Consider the following 15774-nt stretch of genomic DNA (forward strand, 5'->3'; position numbering starts at 1 on the left):
CGGATCTCATGATCCGGCGGGGTCCGAGGGCGTGCGTGCGCCGAGCGTGTTCAGCCGGCGTGGTCAGCCGGCGTGGTGCACGGCGAAGCGAGCGCGGCCGAGGTTGACGACGGTCTTGGTCTGATCGGTCGCGTCGAGCAGGGTGAGGCGCAGCGCGGCGACCTCGATCGTCGTCTTGGACCTCTTGAGCACCACATTGGTCTGGATCTTGGCCAGTCCGGAGATGTCGACCTTGTTCAGGATCGTGCGCAGCTGCGCGGCGGTGATCGACTTGCCGGCGGCGGTGATCGAGGCGAAGGTGGTGCCCTTGGTGCTGACCTGGTAGCCCTTGCCCTTGCGCCAGCTGCCGTTGGCCTGGCCACGAAGGCCCTTGATCACGATCTGGTCGTCACCGAGCGTGACGTTGGCGACCCGCGCGAAGGTGTAGCCGCTGGCCTTCTTCGCGTTCTGCGAGGCGCGCTCGCCGCTGGTCAGGCCGGAGACGCTGACCACGCCGCTGAGCGGGTTGGTGGTCGGCAGCGCGGCGACGCTCTTGGTGGCCAGCTTGCCGCCGGTGCCCAGGCAGGGCATCTTGGTCAGCGGCGTCTGGCCGAGGCTCACCGCCCCGCCCAGCACGGAGGCGTCGGCGGCGTCGGCGTACCCGCCGAAGACGGCCGACTTCGCCCGGTCGTAGATCGCGGCGCGGCTGTGCCCGACGCTGATGGTGGTCGAGGTCGACGGCACCTTGATGGTCAGGCCGACGGCGGTGGCGATCGCGTGGTGCTTGGTCACCGCCTTGGTCTGCCCGCCGACGGTGATCGTCGCCAGCGAGCCGATCGACAGGGTCTTCCCGACGCCGGGGAGCTTGAGGTCGTGCTCGATCCCGAGCGGGTCGGTGAAGGCGAGGGTCGCCACGTTGACGGTGGCCGTGGCGTGGAAGCCGCTGCCGTTGTGGTAGGCCCTGGACTGGGAGTGGATCCCCTTGATCGACAGCTTCCCGAGCGCGCTCTGGGAGAGCACGATGCTGGCGACGTTCTGGGTCGAGTTGGAGGCGACCGTCTTGCCGCTCTTCGCGGTCCAGGTGTGGCTGGTGACCGCGCCGACCTTGCCGAGGCCGGTGAGAGTGACACCGGCCGCGTTGTTCGTCTTGGTCTTGCCGGTCTGCCGGGTGCAGCCGGTGGTCTCGTAGGCGAGGTCTCCCGAGTTCACCGGGATGTCGCCGCCGGTGACCCGGCTGCCGAAGGCGCTGGCGAACATCCCGAAGCTGGTGGTCTTGGACGTTGCGGCCTGGGCGTCGGAGGGAGTCGAGGCGAGGGTGAGGCTCAGGGCCGCGACCGCGGTCGCGGCCGCGAAAGTGCGCAAGGGAGGCATAGGTCTACTCCAGGTTTGTTGGTGGCGGGGTCCCCATAAACCCATCCACGGGGGATCGGACACAGCGAACTCGGTCAGGCCGAGCTCCTTGTGTCGGAGGCCTTGCGGGCAGGGTTGCCCCCCGAGGATGAACCGATTCCACGAAGCCGTGCGACACAGTCAGTCAACGACAATATTGGGTAATTGTGACGCCGCATTCGTAGTCAATTCGGACCATTTCGACCTAGTCCGGACCATGCCCCGAATAGCCGGCAGGGAGTGTCGGCGTCGTCGCCGGCCGCTCGCCCGGGAGTCGCATGACGGCGTGGGGCGAGTCGATTGCGCTCCGGGGGCCGGGCCGGATTGGATGTGCGGATGACCGCGACTCCAGACACCGACTCGTCCGCCATCGATCCCCGTCTCCCGATCACCGTCGACGTCGGACCGCTCAGCGCCGAGCAGGTCGTGGCCGTGGCTCGCCACGGCGCCGCGGTGCGGCTCGGCGACGCCGCGCTGGAAGCGATCGATCGGGCCCGCACGGTGGTGGAGGGGCTGGCCTCGGCGCCCACCCCCGCCTACGGCATCTCGACCGGGTTCGGTGCGTTGGCCACCCGGCACATCCCGGTCGACCTGCGCACCCAGCTGCAGCGCTCACTGGTGCGCTCGCATGCCGCCGGCTCCGGGCCGGAGGTCGAGCGCGAGGTGGTGCGCGGGCTGATGCTGCTGCGGCTCTCGACGCTGGCGACCGGCCACACCGGCGTACGGCGGGAGACGGCTGAGCTCCTGGCCGGGCTGCTGTCGCACCAGATCACGCCGGTGGTGCGTGAGTTCGGCTCGCTGGGCTGCTCGGGTGACCTGGCGCCGCTGGCGCACTGTGCGCTGGCGCTCCTGGGCGAGGGCGAGGTGCGCGACGCGTCCGGGACGTTGATGCCCGCCGCGGACGCCCTGGCCGCCGTCGGCCTGCGGCCGGTCGAGCTCGCCGAGAAGGAGGGACTGGCCCTGATCAACGGCACCGACGGCATGCTCGGCATGCTGGTGCTCGCCGTCGACGACCTGCGCCGGCTGCTGCGCACGCTCGATGTCGCGGCGGCGATGTCGGTCGAGGGCCAGCTCGCCACCGACCGGGTCTTCGCGGCCGAGCTGCAGGCGCTGCGGCCGCATCCCGGCCAGGCCGACTCGGCCGCCAACCTGGTCGCGCTGCTCGCCGACTCCGGAGTGGTGGCCTCACACCGGGGCCCGGACTGCAACCGGGTCCAGGACGCCTACTCCCTGCGCTGCAGTCCGCAGGTGCACGGTGCGGCGCGGGACACCGTCGAGTACGCCGCCAGCGTGGCGGCGCGCGAGCTGGCCAGCGCGGTCGACAACCCGGTGGTGCTCGCCGAGGAGGGCCGGGTGGAGTCGAACGGGAACTTCCACGGTGCCCCGGTGGCCTACGTCCTGGACTTCCTGGCCATCGTCGCCGCCGATGCGGCCTCGATCTGTGAGCGTCGCACCGACCGGTTCCTCGACGTCGCTCGCAATCACGGGCTGCCGGCCTTCCTCGCCCACGACCCGGGGGTCGACTCCGGCCACATGATCGCGCAGTACACCCAGGCCGCCATCGTCTCCGAGCTCAAGCGGCTGGCGGCTCCGGCGTCGGTGGACTCGATCCCGTCCAGCGCGATGCAGGAGGACCACGTCTCGATGGGCTGGTCGGCCGCCCGCAAGCTGCGCCGGTCCATCGACGGCCTGACCAGGGTGGTCGCCATCGAGGTGCTCACCGCGGCCCGGGCGCTCGACCTGCGTGCTCCGCTGGTGCCCTCGCCGGCGACCGGCGCGGTGATCGCGCTGCTCCGGGGCGCCGGGGCGCCGGCCCCCGGACCGGACCGCTTCCTCGCTCCGGAGATCGAGGTGGTCGTCGACCTGGTCGCCTCCGGCGCGGTGCTGGCGGCGGCCGAGGAGGTGGTCGGGCGGCTCCGCTGACATCGGGTGGTCTCCTCGCTCGCCGACGTGGCCCGGTCGGGTCCCTTCGTCGGGGGACGGGTCGCCTCGCCGGAGGAGTCAGCGCCTACGCCCCGCGCCGCCTGAGCCCGGATCCGCGAGCTCCGTGGCTCGCGGCCGGCCGCGCAGGCTGCGGTCGGTGATCGCGAGGACCAGGACGAGCGCTGCCGCGGCCGCGATCAGCGCGCCGAGCAGGTGCATGTTGGCGTCGGTCGGGGCGTCGCCGAAGGTGGCGCCGAGGACGCCGGAGGAGGCGATCGCGCCGAGGTAGACGAAGGTGCGCGAGAGGCCGGACGCGGTGCCGATCTGCGACGCCGGCGCCTGTCGGTAGAGCACCTGCTGGTTCGAGACGCTCGCCAGGCCCTGGGCCACGCCGAAGAGCGCCGCGATGAGCACCAGGTAGCCGATCGGGCTGCTCGAGTGCAGGCCGAGCATCAGCAGGCCGCCGAGGATCGGTGTGCAGGCAGCGATCAGGATCGGCGCTCGCACTCGCGTGCTGCGCGCGATCGCGATCGACATCAGGCCCGCCAGGCCCGCGGTCGGCAGTTGGAGCAGTCCGGCCGCGCCGCTGGAGAAGCCGGCGTCGTCCTGCACCCACTGGCTGTAGCCGTAGGTCATCGCGTAGAAGCCGAGATAGAGCAGGAACATCCGCAGGTAGGTGCGGGTCAGCGGTTGGTTGGCGGCGAGCATCCGCAGGTCGAGGAACGGCTCGGTGCGCCGTAGCTCCCACCAGCACAGCACGGCCAGGGCGAGCGCGCTCAGCGCCAGCAGCCACCAGTGCGGCGTGCTCAGGTCGAGGATGAAGACCAGCAGGGTGCCGATCGTGGCGGCGAACACGACGATGCCGACCGGATCGAGCGCTCGAAGGGAGGTCGGCTCCCGGCGCCGTACCTCCGGGACCCAGCACCAGGTCATCGCGAAGGCGGCGAGTGCGAGCGGCACGTTGACCGCGAAGATCGCGCGCCAGCCGGCGACGTCGATCAGCACGCCGCCCAGCACCGGGCCGATCGCGGCACTGGTGAGGGTGGAGATCGAGATCCCGGAGAGCACCGCAGGGGGAGTCGGCACGCCGGTGTGCTCGGCGCGGGCCCGGATCATCGACATCACCGAGGGGTACGCCGCCGAGGTGCCCAGGCCGATCAGGACGCGAGCGAGGATCACGGCGCCGAAGCCCGGCAGCACCAGCGGCAGGAGACCGGCGACGGCGACCACGACCAGCCCGGCCAGGTAGACCCGTCGGGGGCCGAGCAGGTCACCGACCCGGCCCAGGGTCGGCTGCGCGACCGCGCTGGTGAGGTACAGGCCGGCGACCAGCCAGACCACCGTGCTGCTCGGTACGCCGAGATCGTGGCTGATCGGCACCAGCGCCACCGAGATCATGGTGGTGTTGATCGGGTTGAGCAGCGGTCCCAGCAGCAGCGGCGCCAGGAAGCGTGGACCGTAGGCGGCCCGGGCGGCGTTCGTCGTCGGCGCGCTCACGCCGAGGTCGCCGCCAGCGCGGCGAGCACCTCGGCGGTGGTGCCGGTCTCGCCGCGCTTGGGGAAGATCCGGCTGACGGTGTGCTCGTGGTCCATGGCGTCGGTGTCGGTCATCGCATCCACCGCCAGGGTGACGTGGAAGCCGAGCTCGTAGGCCTGGTTCGCGGTCGCCGCCACTCCGTTGCTGGTGGCGATGCCGGTGAGCACGACCTGGGTCACCCCGTGGTCGCGCAGGAACCCCTCGAGGTCGGTGCCGGTGAACGCACCCGGGGTGGACTTGACGACCAGCTTGTCGCCCGCGCCGGCGAGCTCGGGCACCGGGGTGACCGTGTCGGCGGGCAGTCGTCGGGGCTCGCCGGTGGGGTTGTGGTCGGTGCGTACGCCGGGCGCTCCGTCGACGGTGACCAGGACGACCGGCAGCCCACGGGCTCGGAACGCGTCGGCCAGCTCCGCGGAGCGACGTACGACGTCCGCGCCGGTGTGCGGGACGCGGTCGCCGGCGACGACGCCGGTCTGCAGGTCGATCACGACCAGGGCGGAACGGGGGTCGAGGGTGGTGACGGGCACGAGGTCTCCTTGCGGTGTCGGTGTCGGTGCCGGCGCCGGGTGGCCGGGTGGTCGGGTGGTCGGGTCAGGGAGCGTCGAGGAGCCGGGTGAGCAGTGGGATCGCGTCGATCAGCCGGCGCTGCTCGGCCGGGGAGAGGCTGCCCAGCCGGTCGACCAGCCAGTCCTCGCGGCCCGCGCGGCTGGCGGCCACGACCTCCTCGGCGCGGTCGGTGGCCTCCGCGATCCGCTGGCGGCCATCGGCGGCGTCCTGGGTCACCCTCACCAGGCCGGCCTCGACCAGTGCCGCGACCGTCGCGCCGACGGACTGGGACCGGACCCCGATCCGCCCGGCCAGGGCCGTGATCGTCTGCGGGCCATCGCGGAACAGCTGGCCGAGCGCCTCACTCTGGCTCGGGGTCAGCCCCAGGCTGCCGCCGTGGAATCGAAGGGCTCGCCTGAGGCGACCGATGGTGATGCGCAACTCGGCGGCCGCCGCTGCCAGCTCGGCGTCGCCGGGTCCGGCAGGTACATCGGGCTCATGGGGCTCATCGGGCTCATCGGCACTCACGTGGGGAACGCTAGCTCTTACGAAGGTTAACTTCAAAGTTTTCCTTCGCTGGTCCGGGAGCCTCGGCAACCCGGATGTTTCCTCGCCCGGCCGGAGCGGGGGAGACTCGGTGCATGACCTCTCCGACCCGCCGCCGCGTCGTCCTGACCGGGATCAGCTCCCGTGCCTGGGAGCACCCGGCCGATCGCGGAGCGCTGGTGGCGCTGCGCAAGCTCCGCGGCTTCGACACGGTGCTCAAGGCGGTCAACGGGATGGTCAGTGAGCGAGCCACCCGGCTCCTGCTGCTCGGCAACGCCGTTCGGGTGGACGAGCGGCAGTTCCCGCAGATCCACCGTCTCCTGGCCGAGGTCGGCCAGGTGCTGGACGCCGCCGAGCTCCCCGAGCTGTACGTCGTCGCCGACCCGACCCTGAACGCGATGACGGTCGGCATGGAGCGGCCGGTGATCGTGCTCAACTCCGCGCTCGTGGACCTGTGCGACGAGGAGGAGCTCCGGTTCGTGGTCGCCCACGAGCTCGGGCACGCGCTGAGCGGACACGCGGTCTATCGAACCCTGCTGCTGCGGCTGCTGCAGCTCAGCGGGATACTGGCCGCCATCCCGCTCGGGGCGGTCGGCATCCGGGTCATCATCGCCGCGCTGATGGAATGGTCGCGCAAGTCCGAGCTCTCCGCCGATCGGGCCGGCCTGCTGGCCACCCAGGACCCGGCGGTGGCGCTCCGGGTGCAGATGAAGCTGGCCGGTGGCGGTCATCTCACCGACCTCGACCCGGCCTCCTTCCTGGCGCAGGGGCAGGAGTACGCCGAGGGCGGCGACCTGCGGGACTCGGTCCTCAAGCTGATGCTGATCGAGCAGCAGAGCCACCCGTTCGCGGTGGTCCGCGCCGCCGAGACCCGTCGCTGGGTCGACTCCGGTGGCTACACCGAGATCCTCGGCGGCACCTACCCGCGCCGCGCCGACGACGCCGCGGCGACGCTCGGCGAGGCGGCCCGACAGGCCGCCGACAGCTACACCGAGTCCTTCCGCCGCGCCGGCGACGCGCTGACCAGGCTGGTGCACGACCTCGGCGGGGTGGTCGGCGCGGCCAAGGGCTGGTTGGAGGAGCGGTTCGGTCGGGGTCGGGGATGAGAGGGTGCTCGAGACGCCCGTGGCCTGCTACGCGCCGGCCGGGACTTCTCCCAGGTTCCAAGAGATCCGCGAACGCAGGCGACTCAGCTCCGCGCGTCCCACAGCGGCGAAGCGAGCTCCAGGCAGACCGTCTCGGCCGCCCGGTCGCACGCGGCCGAGAGCGGGGCCATGCTGAAGTAGCCATGACCCAACGTCGGGAAGATGCGCAACCGCGTCGGCGTCCCGGCGGCGCGCAACCGGTACTCGAAGGTCAGGATGTCCTCGTAGAGGAAGTCCAGCGCCCCCACCCCGATCACCGTGGGCGGCAGCCCGGACAGGTCGCCGAGCACCGGTGAGACCAGCGGATCGTGGCGGAGCTCGTCCCGGCCGCCCAGGAGCGTCAGCGGGAGGCCTTGGACGGCCGGCGAGCGGAAGTCGGTGCCGGGGTAGTTCACCAGCAGCGCCGCGATCTCGATCCCTGCGTCGCGGCAGACCAGTGCCGCGGAGAGGACCAGGTGGCCGCCGGCACTGTCGCCGGCGAGCACCAGCCGGCTGCAGCCCAGCTCCTCGAGATGCTCCCGGCACCACCGGACGGCGGTCATCACGTCCTCCAGCGGTGCCGGGAACGGGTGCTCGGGCGCACGCCGATAGTCGACCTGGACGGTGACGGCGGGAAGGGCGGCCGCGATCCGACCGGTCTGGGCCTGGTGGGTGTCGAGATCGCCCATCACCCACCCGCCGCCGTGCACGTAGAGCAGGGCGACATCGGTCGGTCGCGACGGCCGCTGGATCCGTAGCCCGATCGGGTGCTCGACGGTCTCGATGAGGAGGTCCTCCACCTCGGCCACCGGCGAGGACGACGTCGGCTGCACCCGTGCCATGAACTCACGCAATCGCGCTCGCGCCAGGACGACGGCGCTCAGGCGGGCGCCGAGCGCGGGCTCGGCCGCGGCGAGCAGAGCCAGGTGGGCGCCCGCGGACTCTCCCCACAACGCGACCCGGCTGCCGTCGAGGCCGAGCCGCTCGGCGTGCTCGATCAACCACTCCACCGCGGCGATGACGTCCTCGACCGCGCTCGGGAACGGTGCCTCGGCGAGGAGTCGGTAGTCGATGCGGGCGACCGCGAACCCGGCCACCAGGGTGCGTTCGAGCAGGTGAGCCTTCTCGATCCCCACCGGGAAGCGCCGCCGCGAGCCGGCGACCCAGCCGCCGCCGTGCACCCAGACGATCAGCGGCGCCGTGGTGCCCGAGGCGTGGGGTCGAGGGACGTGCAGGTCGAGGAAGAGCGGCCGGTGGCCGTCGGAGACTCGATAGCACCGCGACTCGTGCACCAGTTCGTCCGCGCGACCTCGCCGCGGCTCCGGAGCCGGGAAGGCATCGGTGCCGGCGGTCAGGGGACGGGAGACCGCGTCGCTCGTCATGCCAACCGCTCCGCGGTCGAGATCCCCGAGACCGTCCGCGCCGGGGAGCGCGGTGAGCGTGGCCTGCCGAGCTCCTCCAGTGGGGCGTCGACGGTCTCCCGCATGAACCGCGAGGCGACGGTGGCGATCGCCGAGCACAGGCAGGTGAACGCCGCCACCGGGATCCACGCCTCCAGGTCGGGCCCGGCCAGCCAGGCGGCGATGGTCGGCGCGAAGCCGCCCAGGGCGAAGCCGAACTGGGTGCCGATGGCCATCCCGGACAGGCGGACCCTGGTCTCGAACTGCTCGGCGAACATCGCCATCCCGGATCCGCCGTACGCGGAGTAGAACAGGTTGAGGAGGAAGGTCGCGGCCCCGAAGAGGACCAGGTCGTTCTGCGAGAGGGCGTAGATGTAGGGCCAGATCATCGTGGCCGAGCCCAGTGCACCGATGAGGAAGATCGGCTTGCGGCCGAACCGGTCGGCGGCCATCGCCCAGGTCGGGATCGCCACCAGGGCCAGTACGTTCCCGCCGATGAGGAACCACAAGATGGTGTTGCGCTCGATGCCGATCGTCTCGGTCCCGTAGGTCAGCGCGTAGAGGCTGACGATGGTGCTGGTCACCGAGACCAGGCAGGACAAGAAGACCTTGAGGACGTCCCAGACGTAGTAGCGGCCGACGATGACCAGCGGGGCGTCCCCGGCCTCCGCGGCCGGCGTCGCGGACTGCGCGGGCTGCGCGGACACGGCCGGCCCATTCGCGGCCGGCCGCACGCCTCGGGCCTCCTCGACGAACGCGGGGGTCTCGTGGAGCGAGCGCCGGATCCACCAGGCGACCGCCATCACCACGGCGCTGAGCCAGAAGGGGATCCGCCAGCCCCAGGACTGCAGCTGGTCGTCGGGCAGCGAGCTGATCGGCAGGAAGACCGCGGTGGCCAGGATGAACCCGAACTGGGTCCCGCCCAAGGTGAAGCTGGAGAAGAACGCACGGCGCCGCTGCGGTGCGTGCTCCAGCGTCATCGAGCTGGCGCTGGACTGCTCGCCGGCGACCGCGAAGCCCTGCAGCATCCGCAGCAGCACCAGCAGGATGGGCGCGATCGGTCCCACCGCCGCGTAGCTGGGCAGGCAGCCCACCAGGAAGGTCGCCATCCCGATCCCGAAGATCGTCAGGATCATCACGAGCTTGCGGCCGTAGGTGTCGCCGAGGTGGCCGAGAACGAAGGAGCCCAGCGGGCGGACGACGTACGCGACGCCGAAGGTCGCCAGCGAGGCGAGCGTCGATCCCCACGAGCCGAGGCCGGAGAAGAAGACGTCGCCGAAGATCAGGCTCGCGGCGGTGCCGTAGATGAAGAAGTCGTAGTACTCCAGCGCACTGCCGATCCAGGCAGAGATCGCGGCTCGCTTCGGGGTTCGCGAGAGGGCTCGCGAAGCGGTGGCGGTGGACATGGCGTTTCCTCTTCGGTGGTGGCGCCGCGGCTGCGGCGATCATCGGTCGGGGGAGGTGGCGTGGCAAGGGCGGGGCCGAGACCGTTGCGTGGTGCCGGTCTCGGTCGTGCACTCAGCCGGCGAGCTCGCGCAGGTGGGTGAGCATGCGAGCGGCGTCCGGCTCGATGCCGGTGATGAGCCGGAAGGCGTCGACGGCCTGGTAGACCGCCATGTGACCGCCGTGGAGGGTGCGGCACCCGGCGGCCCGGGCCGCCCCGAGCAGGGCGGTGTCGAGCGGCCGGTAGACGATGTCGGCGACCCACAGGTGTGGGTCCAGCAGGCCGGCGTCGAGGGGTAGCCCCGGGTGATCGGCCATCCCCATCGGCGTGCAGTTGACCAGTCCGTCGGCCTCGGCCAGCAGCACCGCGAGCTTGTCCGGGTGGCTGGCCTCGACGCGGGCCTCGGGGAAGCGGGCGAGGAGCTGGGTGGCCAGGCCCTCGCGCCGGGCGGCGTCGAGGTCGACCACGGTCAGCCGGTCGACGCCCTGGCTCAACAGTGCGTCCGCCACCGCCGTGCCGGCGCCGCCGGCGCCGAGCTGCACCACCTGGTCGATCGCGGCGTCGGGCAGGCCGGTGCGCAGCGCCGCCGCGAACCCGCTGGTGTCGGTGTTGTAGCCGACGGCTTCCGGCTCACCGAACTCGTCGTGGTCGAAGATCACGGTGTTGACGGCGCCGAGTCGACGAGCGGTGGGGTCGAGTCGGTCGAGGTGCCCGATCACCAGCTGCTTGCAGGGGTGGGTGATGTTCAGGGCGTCGTACCCGGCTCGGCGCGCGGAGCGGACCAGATCGCCGACCGACTCCGGCGGTAGCCCGAGCTCGGTCAGGTCGATGGTCCGGTAGGCATAGCCGATCCCGTGAGCGGCCGCCTCCCGCATGTGCATGGCCGGGGTCAGCGACGGGGTCACGCCGTTGCCGATCAGGCCGACGAGGTATGGGTCTGGCATCGCTTCCCCTAATGAACTATCTGGTACGTTCATCAATAGGAGAACACGTGACGGCGGTCACGTCAACCTCTGCGCAGAACTCTTTCCGATCACCGCGGTGGACGCGGCCGGGTGGCCGGCGCGGACGGGCAGGGCTGCGGGTCAGTGCTGGGTGAGCCAGCCGACGACCACGTCGCCGAGGATGCGCCGATGGCGGCGACGTATGTCGTCGGCGAGCAGGTCGCGGCCGAAGAGGAAGCCGAACGTGGAGGCGTTGGCCACCTGGAAGACGCAGTAGGCGCTGATCAGCATGTGCACGTCGATCGCATCCACGTCGTCGCGCAGCTCGCCGCTCTTCCGGCCGCGGGCGAGGACGTCGTCGAGCAGCGAGGTGGCCGGCGCGCTCAGGTCGCGCAGCGACTCGACCTGGCGCAGGTGCTCGGCGTGATGGATGTTCTCCACCGACACCAGCCTGATGAAGTCGGGATGGGCGTGGTGGTGGTCGAAGGTGAGCTCGGCGATCCGGCGCACCGCCTCGGCGGGCGGCAGGTCGTCGGCCTTGATGGCCTGCTCGGTCTCCCGGATCCCGCGGTAGGCGGCCTCCAGGACGGCGAGGTAGAGCTCCTTCTTGCCGCCGAAGTAGTAGTAGATCATCCGCTTGGTGGTTCGGGTGCGTTCCGCGATCTCGTCGACCCGGGCTCCGGAGTAGCCGGCCTCGGCGAAGACCTCGGTCGCGATCGCCAGCAGCTCGGCCTTGGTGCGCTCCGGGTCGCGGATGCGCTCGGCGGTGTCTCGGCGGGGCATGGCCCGAAGATTATCGGGTCGTGGGTTCCCCGGCCGGGCGAATGAATGTACCGTTTAGTTAATTACAGGCCGAGGAGCTCGCATGCGTACGTCGATCGCCACCGTCTGCCTCTCCGGCGGACTCGTCGAGAAGCTCCACGCCGCGTCGTCGGCGGGGTTCGACGGGGTCGAGGTCTTCGAGCCGGACCTGGTCGCCGCCGCCGAGTCACCCGAGGAGATCCGCGCCCTCGCCGACCGGCTCGGCCTCCGCCTCGACCTCTACCAGCCGTTCCGCGACGCCGAGGGCGTCACCGAGGAGGCCTTCGCCGCGGTCCTGCACCGGGCCGAGGCGAAGTTCGCGCTGATGCGGCGTCTCGGCATCGATCTGATGCTGGTGTGCAGCAACGTCGGCACCGCGACGATCGACGACGACGAGGTCTCCGCCGACCAGCTGCGCCGGCTCGGCGACCTGGCCGGACGCTACGACGTCCGGATCGCCTACGAGGCGCTGGCCTGGGGTCGGTACGTCGACGACTACCGCCGCTCGGCGCGCATCGTCGAGCTGGCCGACCACCCGCGGGTCGGACTGTGCCTGGACAGCTTCCACATCCTCTCCCGGGGCCATCACCCGGCGGGGATCGACGAGATCGACGCGGAGAGGATCTTCTTCCTGCAGCTCGCCGACGCCCCGGCGCTGAGCATGGACGTGCTCTCCTGGAGCCGGCACCATCGGCTCTTCCCCGGCGAGGGCAGCTTCGATCTGGTCGGGTTCCTGGCCCATGTGGTGCGCGCGGGCTACGCCGGGCCGCTCTCGCTGGAGGTCTTCAACGACACCTTCCGGCAGAGCGATCCGCGGCGTACCGCGCGACAGGCGCTGCGCTCGTTGCGCTGGCTCGAGGACCAGACGGCGGCGCGCTTGGCGGCGTCCGCGGGGCTGGCGGGATCGATGGGATCGGCGGACGCGCTGACCCGGCTGACCCGGGCGGGGGCACCGACCGGGTTCGACTTCGTCGAGATCAGGGCCGCGGACGCCGGCGAGGTCGAGACCGTGCTGGAACAGCTCGGGTTCGGCTTCCGCGGCCGGCATCGCAGCAAGCAGGTGCGGTTGTGGACCTCCGGCGCGGCCAGGGTGGTGTGCAGCGAGCAGCAGGCGGACGGCACCGAGCCGCGGATCGCGGCGGTGGGCTTCGACGTCGCCGACCCGGTGGCGGCCGCCGCCCGAGCGGCCGAGCTGCTGGCGCCCGCGGTGGCTCGCCGTACCTATGCGGGCGAGGAGGTGCTGCCGGCCTTCGCCGCCCCGGACGGCACCGAGATCTTCGTCGGACACGGTGGCGGTTGGGTCGCGGAGTTCGGCGGCGGCACCGCCGGCGCGGCCGCCCCCGAGGGTGCGGTGAGGGCCATCGACCACGTCAACCTGGTGCAGTCCTGGCAGGACTTCGACGAGGCGGTCCTGTTCTACGCCAGCGTGCTCGCGCTCGAGCCCGCTCCGGTGGCGGAGGTCGCCGGTCCGGCCGGGCTGGTGCGCAGCCAGGTGATGCGCTCGGGGCGCGGCGAGGTCAGGCTCCCGCTGAACCTGCTGCCCGCGCATCAGGACGATCGTCAGGGGCACGCTCAGCACGTCGCGCTCGCCTGCGATGACATCGTCGCGCTGGCACGCTCCGCCCGAGAGCGTGGCCTGGTGCCGCTCGCCGTACCCGCCAACTACTACGACGACCTGGCGGCCCGCTTCCGGCTCACCGACGAGCGACTGGCGGAGCTGCGCGACCTCGATCTGCTCTACGACCGGGACGCGACGGGAGAGTACCTGCACTTCTACACCCCGACCGTCGGTGGCGTCTTCTTCGAGGTGATCGAGCGGCGCGGGGCCTACGACGGGTACGGCGCCGGCAACGCCCCGGTGCGGCTGGCCTCCCAGCTGGGCCGGTAGCGACCGGGGTGTGACACCCGGCCGCTCCGAGGGCTCCGAGGGCTCAGAGGGCTCCGAGGGTTCAGAGGGCGGCGACGGCCTCCGCGATGGCCAGCGTCCGCTTGGCGGACTCGACGTGCAGGCTCTCGACCATCTTGCCGCGGTAGGTGACCACGCCGGAGCCGGCCTCGAAGGCCGCGATCAGGCCGCGCGCGTCCTCGATCGCGTCGGCGCTGGGGGCGAAGGCGACGTTGGCGCCCTCGACCTGGCCGGGGTGGATGACGGTCTTCCCGTCGTACCCCATCAGCCGGCCCTGCTCGCACTCGGCGAGGAAGCCCTCGGTGTCGCGGACGTCGTTGAAGACCCCGTCGAGGATCACCTTGCCGGTGGCGCGGGCGGCGAGCACCGCGAGCTGCAGCGCCGCGGTGATCGGCGCCCGGCCGGGCACATGCTCGGCGTACAGCTCCTTGACCAGGTCGTTGGTGCCCAGCACCAGCACCGTCAGTCGGTCGGAGGCCGCCGCGATCTCCTCGGCGTGCAGGATCGCGTACGGCGACTCGATCATGGCCCACAGCGTGGTGTGCTCCGGGGCGCCGGCGGCCTCGAGCGCGGCCACCAGGGAGCGCACCGCCTCGGCGTCGTTCACCTTGGGTACGACGATCCCGGCCGGTCCCGCCGCGGCGGCGGCCGCCATGTCCTCGGCATGCCATTCGGTGTCGGCGCCGTTGATCCGGATGGTGAGCTCGCGGTGGCCGTACTCGCCGCCGGCGACCGCGGCGCAGGCGTTCTCCCGGGCCGCCGCCTTGGCCTCGGGCGCCACCGCATCCTCGAGGTCGAGGATCAGCGCGTCGGCCGGGATCGACTTGGCCTTCTCCAGCGCCCGCTCGTTGGAGCTGGGCATGTAGAGGACGGAACGACGGGGGCGGAACCTCTCGTTCATGCCTGCCCCTCGCGCTGCTCGGGCTCGAGGGCGTCGTAGAGCCTCTTCAGCTCGGGGTCGATCGCGGCGAGCTGCTCGGCGAGCTCGACCAGGACCAGGCACTGCTTGAGGCTGGCATCGTCCTCCATCTTGCCGTCGAGCATGACCGCTCCGGTGCCGTCGCCCATCGCCGCGACCACCCGACGGGCATGCGCGATGTCGTCGGCGCTGGGGGAGAAGACCCGGTTGGCGATGGCGATCTGCACCGGATGCAGGGACCAGGCACCGACACAGCCGAGCAGGAACGCGTTGCGGAACTGGTCCTCGCATCCGACGGTGTCGGCGATGTCGCCGAACGGCCCGTAGTAGGGATAGATCCCGTGGGTCGCGCAGGCATCGACCATCCGCGCGATCGTGTAGTGCCACAGGTCCTGCTGGAAGGTCGCCCGGGGGCCGTCGATGGCGCCGTCGACCGGGTCCTCGCGGATCAGATAGCCGGGGTGGCCGCCACCGACCCGGGTGGTCTTCATCCGGCGGTCGGCGGCGAGGTCGGCCGGTCCGAGCGAGAGCCCCTGCATGCGCGGGCTGGCGCCGCAGATCTCCTCCACGTTGGCCATCCCGCGGGCGGTCTCCAGGATCGCGTGCACCAGGATCGGGCGGTCCAGGCCCGCCTTCGCCTCGAGCTGGGCGAGGATCCGGTCGATGTAGGCGATGTCCTCCGGGCCCTCGACCTTGGGCACCATGACCACGTCGAGGCGACGCCCGATCGCCGGCACCAGCGTGGTCAGGTCGTCCAACACCCACGGGCTGTCGAGACTGTTGATCCGGGTCCACAGCTGGGTCGTGGCACCCGGTCCGCCGAGCTCGGGCGTGGCGTGTGAGATGGCGACCAGGCCCTCCCGCGCCGCCACCTTGTGGTCGGCCTTGACCGCGTCCTCGAGATTGCCGAGGAGGACGTCGACGGTGCCGATCATCGCGGGCACCTTGTCGACCATCTTCGGGTTGCTCGGGTCGAAGAAGTGGATCGCCCGGCTCGGCCGGAACGGGATCTCGCGCACCGGTGCGGGGGCGCCGAGCGCGAGCGGGGCGAAGAAGTCCTTCGGGCTCTTGTGGCTCATGGGCCGGAGCCTAGTGCGGCCGATTACCACCGGGTAGGGAGCAGGCGATCGGCGGGGGATATCTCACATCGGGTTGCGCACCGAACCCGATACCTCGACCGGCCCGGTCAGCGCGGCGTGTCGTCGCCCGGCGTGCGCCGCCACCATCTGGTCCGGCGGGGCCGGCGGGCGCGTGCCGTGGACTCGGCCGCCGCGCGGCGTACGTTCGCCGCGTGCCGGGCCTCGCGCCGCTCCCGCC

Annotated in this window: 13 protein-coding genes; 3 read left to right on the top strand and 10 right to left on the bottom strand. The window is 71.7% G+C overall.

The features are described 5' to 3' along the window. Positions 1–63: 63 nt before the first annotated feature. Positions 64–1341, bottom strand: coding sequence for a choice-of-anchor P family protein (locus tag QM638_RS16385; protein WP_415143561.1), 1278 nt, complete (start codon positions 1339–1341; stop codon positions 64–66). 363 nt (positions 1342–1704) lie between these two features. On the opposite strand from QM638_RS16385, the gene hutH reads away from it, so the two are divergent. Next, positions 1705–3291 (top strand): histidine ammonia-lyase, encoded by a 1587-nt coding sequence (gene hutH / locus QM638_RS16390; RefSeq protein ID WP_415143563.1) that lies wholly within the window; start codon positions 1705–1707, stop codon positions 3289–3291. Positions 3292–3369: 78 nt separating this feature from the next. Here hutH and QM638_RS16395 read toward each other — a convergent pair whose 3' ends face one another. The 3 genes from QM638_RS16395 to QM638_RS16405 form a co-directional block, all read right to left on the bottom strand. After that, on the bottom strand, positions 3370–4788 hold the full coding sequence (locus tag QM638_RS16395) for an MFS transporter (protein ID WP_415143565.1): 1419 nt from the start codon (positions 4786–4788) through the stop codon (positions 3370–3372). Beyond that, positions 4785–5354 (bottom strand): isochorismatase family protein, encoded by a 570-nt coding sequence (locus tag QM638_RS16400; protein ID WP_415143567.1) that lies wholly within the window; start codon positions 5352–5354, stop codon positions 4785–4787. The genes QM638_RS16395 and QM638_RS16400 overlap by 4 nt, the downstream gene beginning before the upstream one ends. A gap of 64 nt (positions 5355–5418) precedes the next feature. Continuing rightward, entirely contained in the window at positions 5419–5901 is a 483-nt protein-coding gene (locus QM638_RS16405) for a MarR family winged helix-turn-helix transcriptional regulator (protein WP_415143569.1), read from the bottom strand. A 113-nt stretch (positions 5902–6014) separates the two neighbouring features. Here QM638_RS16405 and QM638_RS16410 point away from each other — a divergent pair, with 113 nt between their 5' ends. Further along, positions 6015–7025 (top strand): M48 family metallopeptidase, encoded by a 1011-nt coding sequence (locus QM638_RS16410; RefSeq protein ID WP_415143571.1) that lies wholly within the window; start codon positions 6015–6017, stop codon positions 7023–7025. 83 nt (positions 7026–7108) lie between these two features. Here QM638_RS16410 and QM638_RS16415 read toward each other — a convergent pair whose 3' ends face one another. The 4 genes from QM638_RS16415 to QM638_RS16430 all read right to left on the bottom strand — a co-directional run bounded on the left by QM638_RS16415 (position 7109) and on the right by QM638_RS16430 (position 11614). Beyond that, the gene (locus QM638_RS16415) at positions 7109–8425 is read right to left on the bottom strand and encodes an alpha/beta hydrolase fold domain-containing protein (RefSeq protein WP_415143573.1); all 1317 of its coding nucleotides are present in this window, start codon (positions 8423–8425) and stop codon (positions 7109–7111) included. After that, positions 8422–9849: an MFS transporter gene (locus QM638_RS16420; RefSeq protein WP_415143575.1), complete on the bottom strand. Its 1428-nt coding sequence runs from the start codon at positions 9847–9849 to the stop codon at positions 8422–8424. The genes QM638_RS16415 and QM638_RS16420 overlap by 4 nt, the downstream gene beginning before the upstream one ends. Before the next feature lie 112 nt (positions 9850–9961). Next, positions 9962–10831, bottom strand: a complete 870-nt coding sequence (locus QM638_RS16425; protein ID WP_415143577.1) for a shikimate dehydrogenase — start codon at positions 10829–10831, stop codon at positions 9962–9964. A 141-nt stretch (positions 10832–10972) separates the two neighbouring features. Continuing rightward, on the bottom strand, positions 10973–11614 hold the full coding sequence (locus tag QM638_RS16430) for a TetR/AcrR family transcriptional regulator (protein WP_415143579.1): 642 nt from the start codon (positions 11612–11614) through the stop codon (positions 10973–10975). A gap of 82 nt (positions 11615–11696) precedes the next feature. Between QM638_RS16430 and QM638_RS16435 the strand changes: the two genes are divergently transcribed. Then, positions 11697–13520 carry a bifunctional sugar phosphate isomerase/epimerase/4-hydroxyphenylpyruvate dioxygenase family protein gene (locus tag QM638_RS16435; protein ID WP_415143581.1) on the top strand — a complete coding sequence of 608 codons (1824 nt, stop codon included), beginning with the start codon at positions 11697–11699 and terminating at the stop codon, positions 13518–13520. A gap of 61 nt (positions 13521–13581) precedes the next feature. Here the strand turns inward: QM638_RS16435 and QM638_RS16440 are convergent, their stop codons facing one another. Both QM638_RS16440 and QM638_RS16445 read right to left on the bottom strand, forming a co-directional pair. Next, on the bottom strand, positions 13582–14439 hold the full coding sequence (locus tag QM638_RS16440; protein ID WP_415143583.1) for an HpcH/HpaI aldolase/citrate lyase family protein: 858 nt from the start codon (positions 14437–14439) through the stop codon (positions 13582–13584). Beyond that, on the bottom strand, positions 14436–15536 hold the full coding sequence (locus QM638_RS16445) for an HpcH/HpaI aldolase/citrate lyase family protein (protein ID WP_415143584.1): 1101 nt from the start codon (positions 15534–15536) through the stop codon (positions 14436–14438). Before QM638_RS16445 ends, QM638_RS16440 begins: the two co-directional genes overlap by 4 nt. Positions 15537–15774 lie beyond the last annotated feature (238 nt).

This window comes from Nocardioides sp. (assembly GCF_047606145.1).
Taxonomy (GTDB): domain Bacteria; phylum Actinomycetota; class Actinomycetes; order Propionibacteriales; family Nocardioidaceae; genus Nocardioides.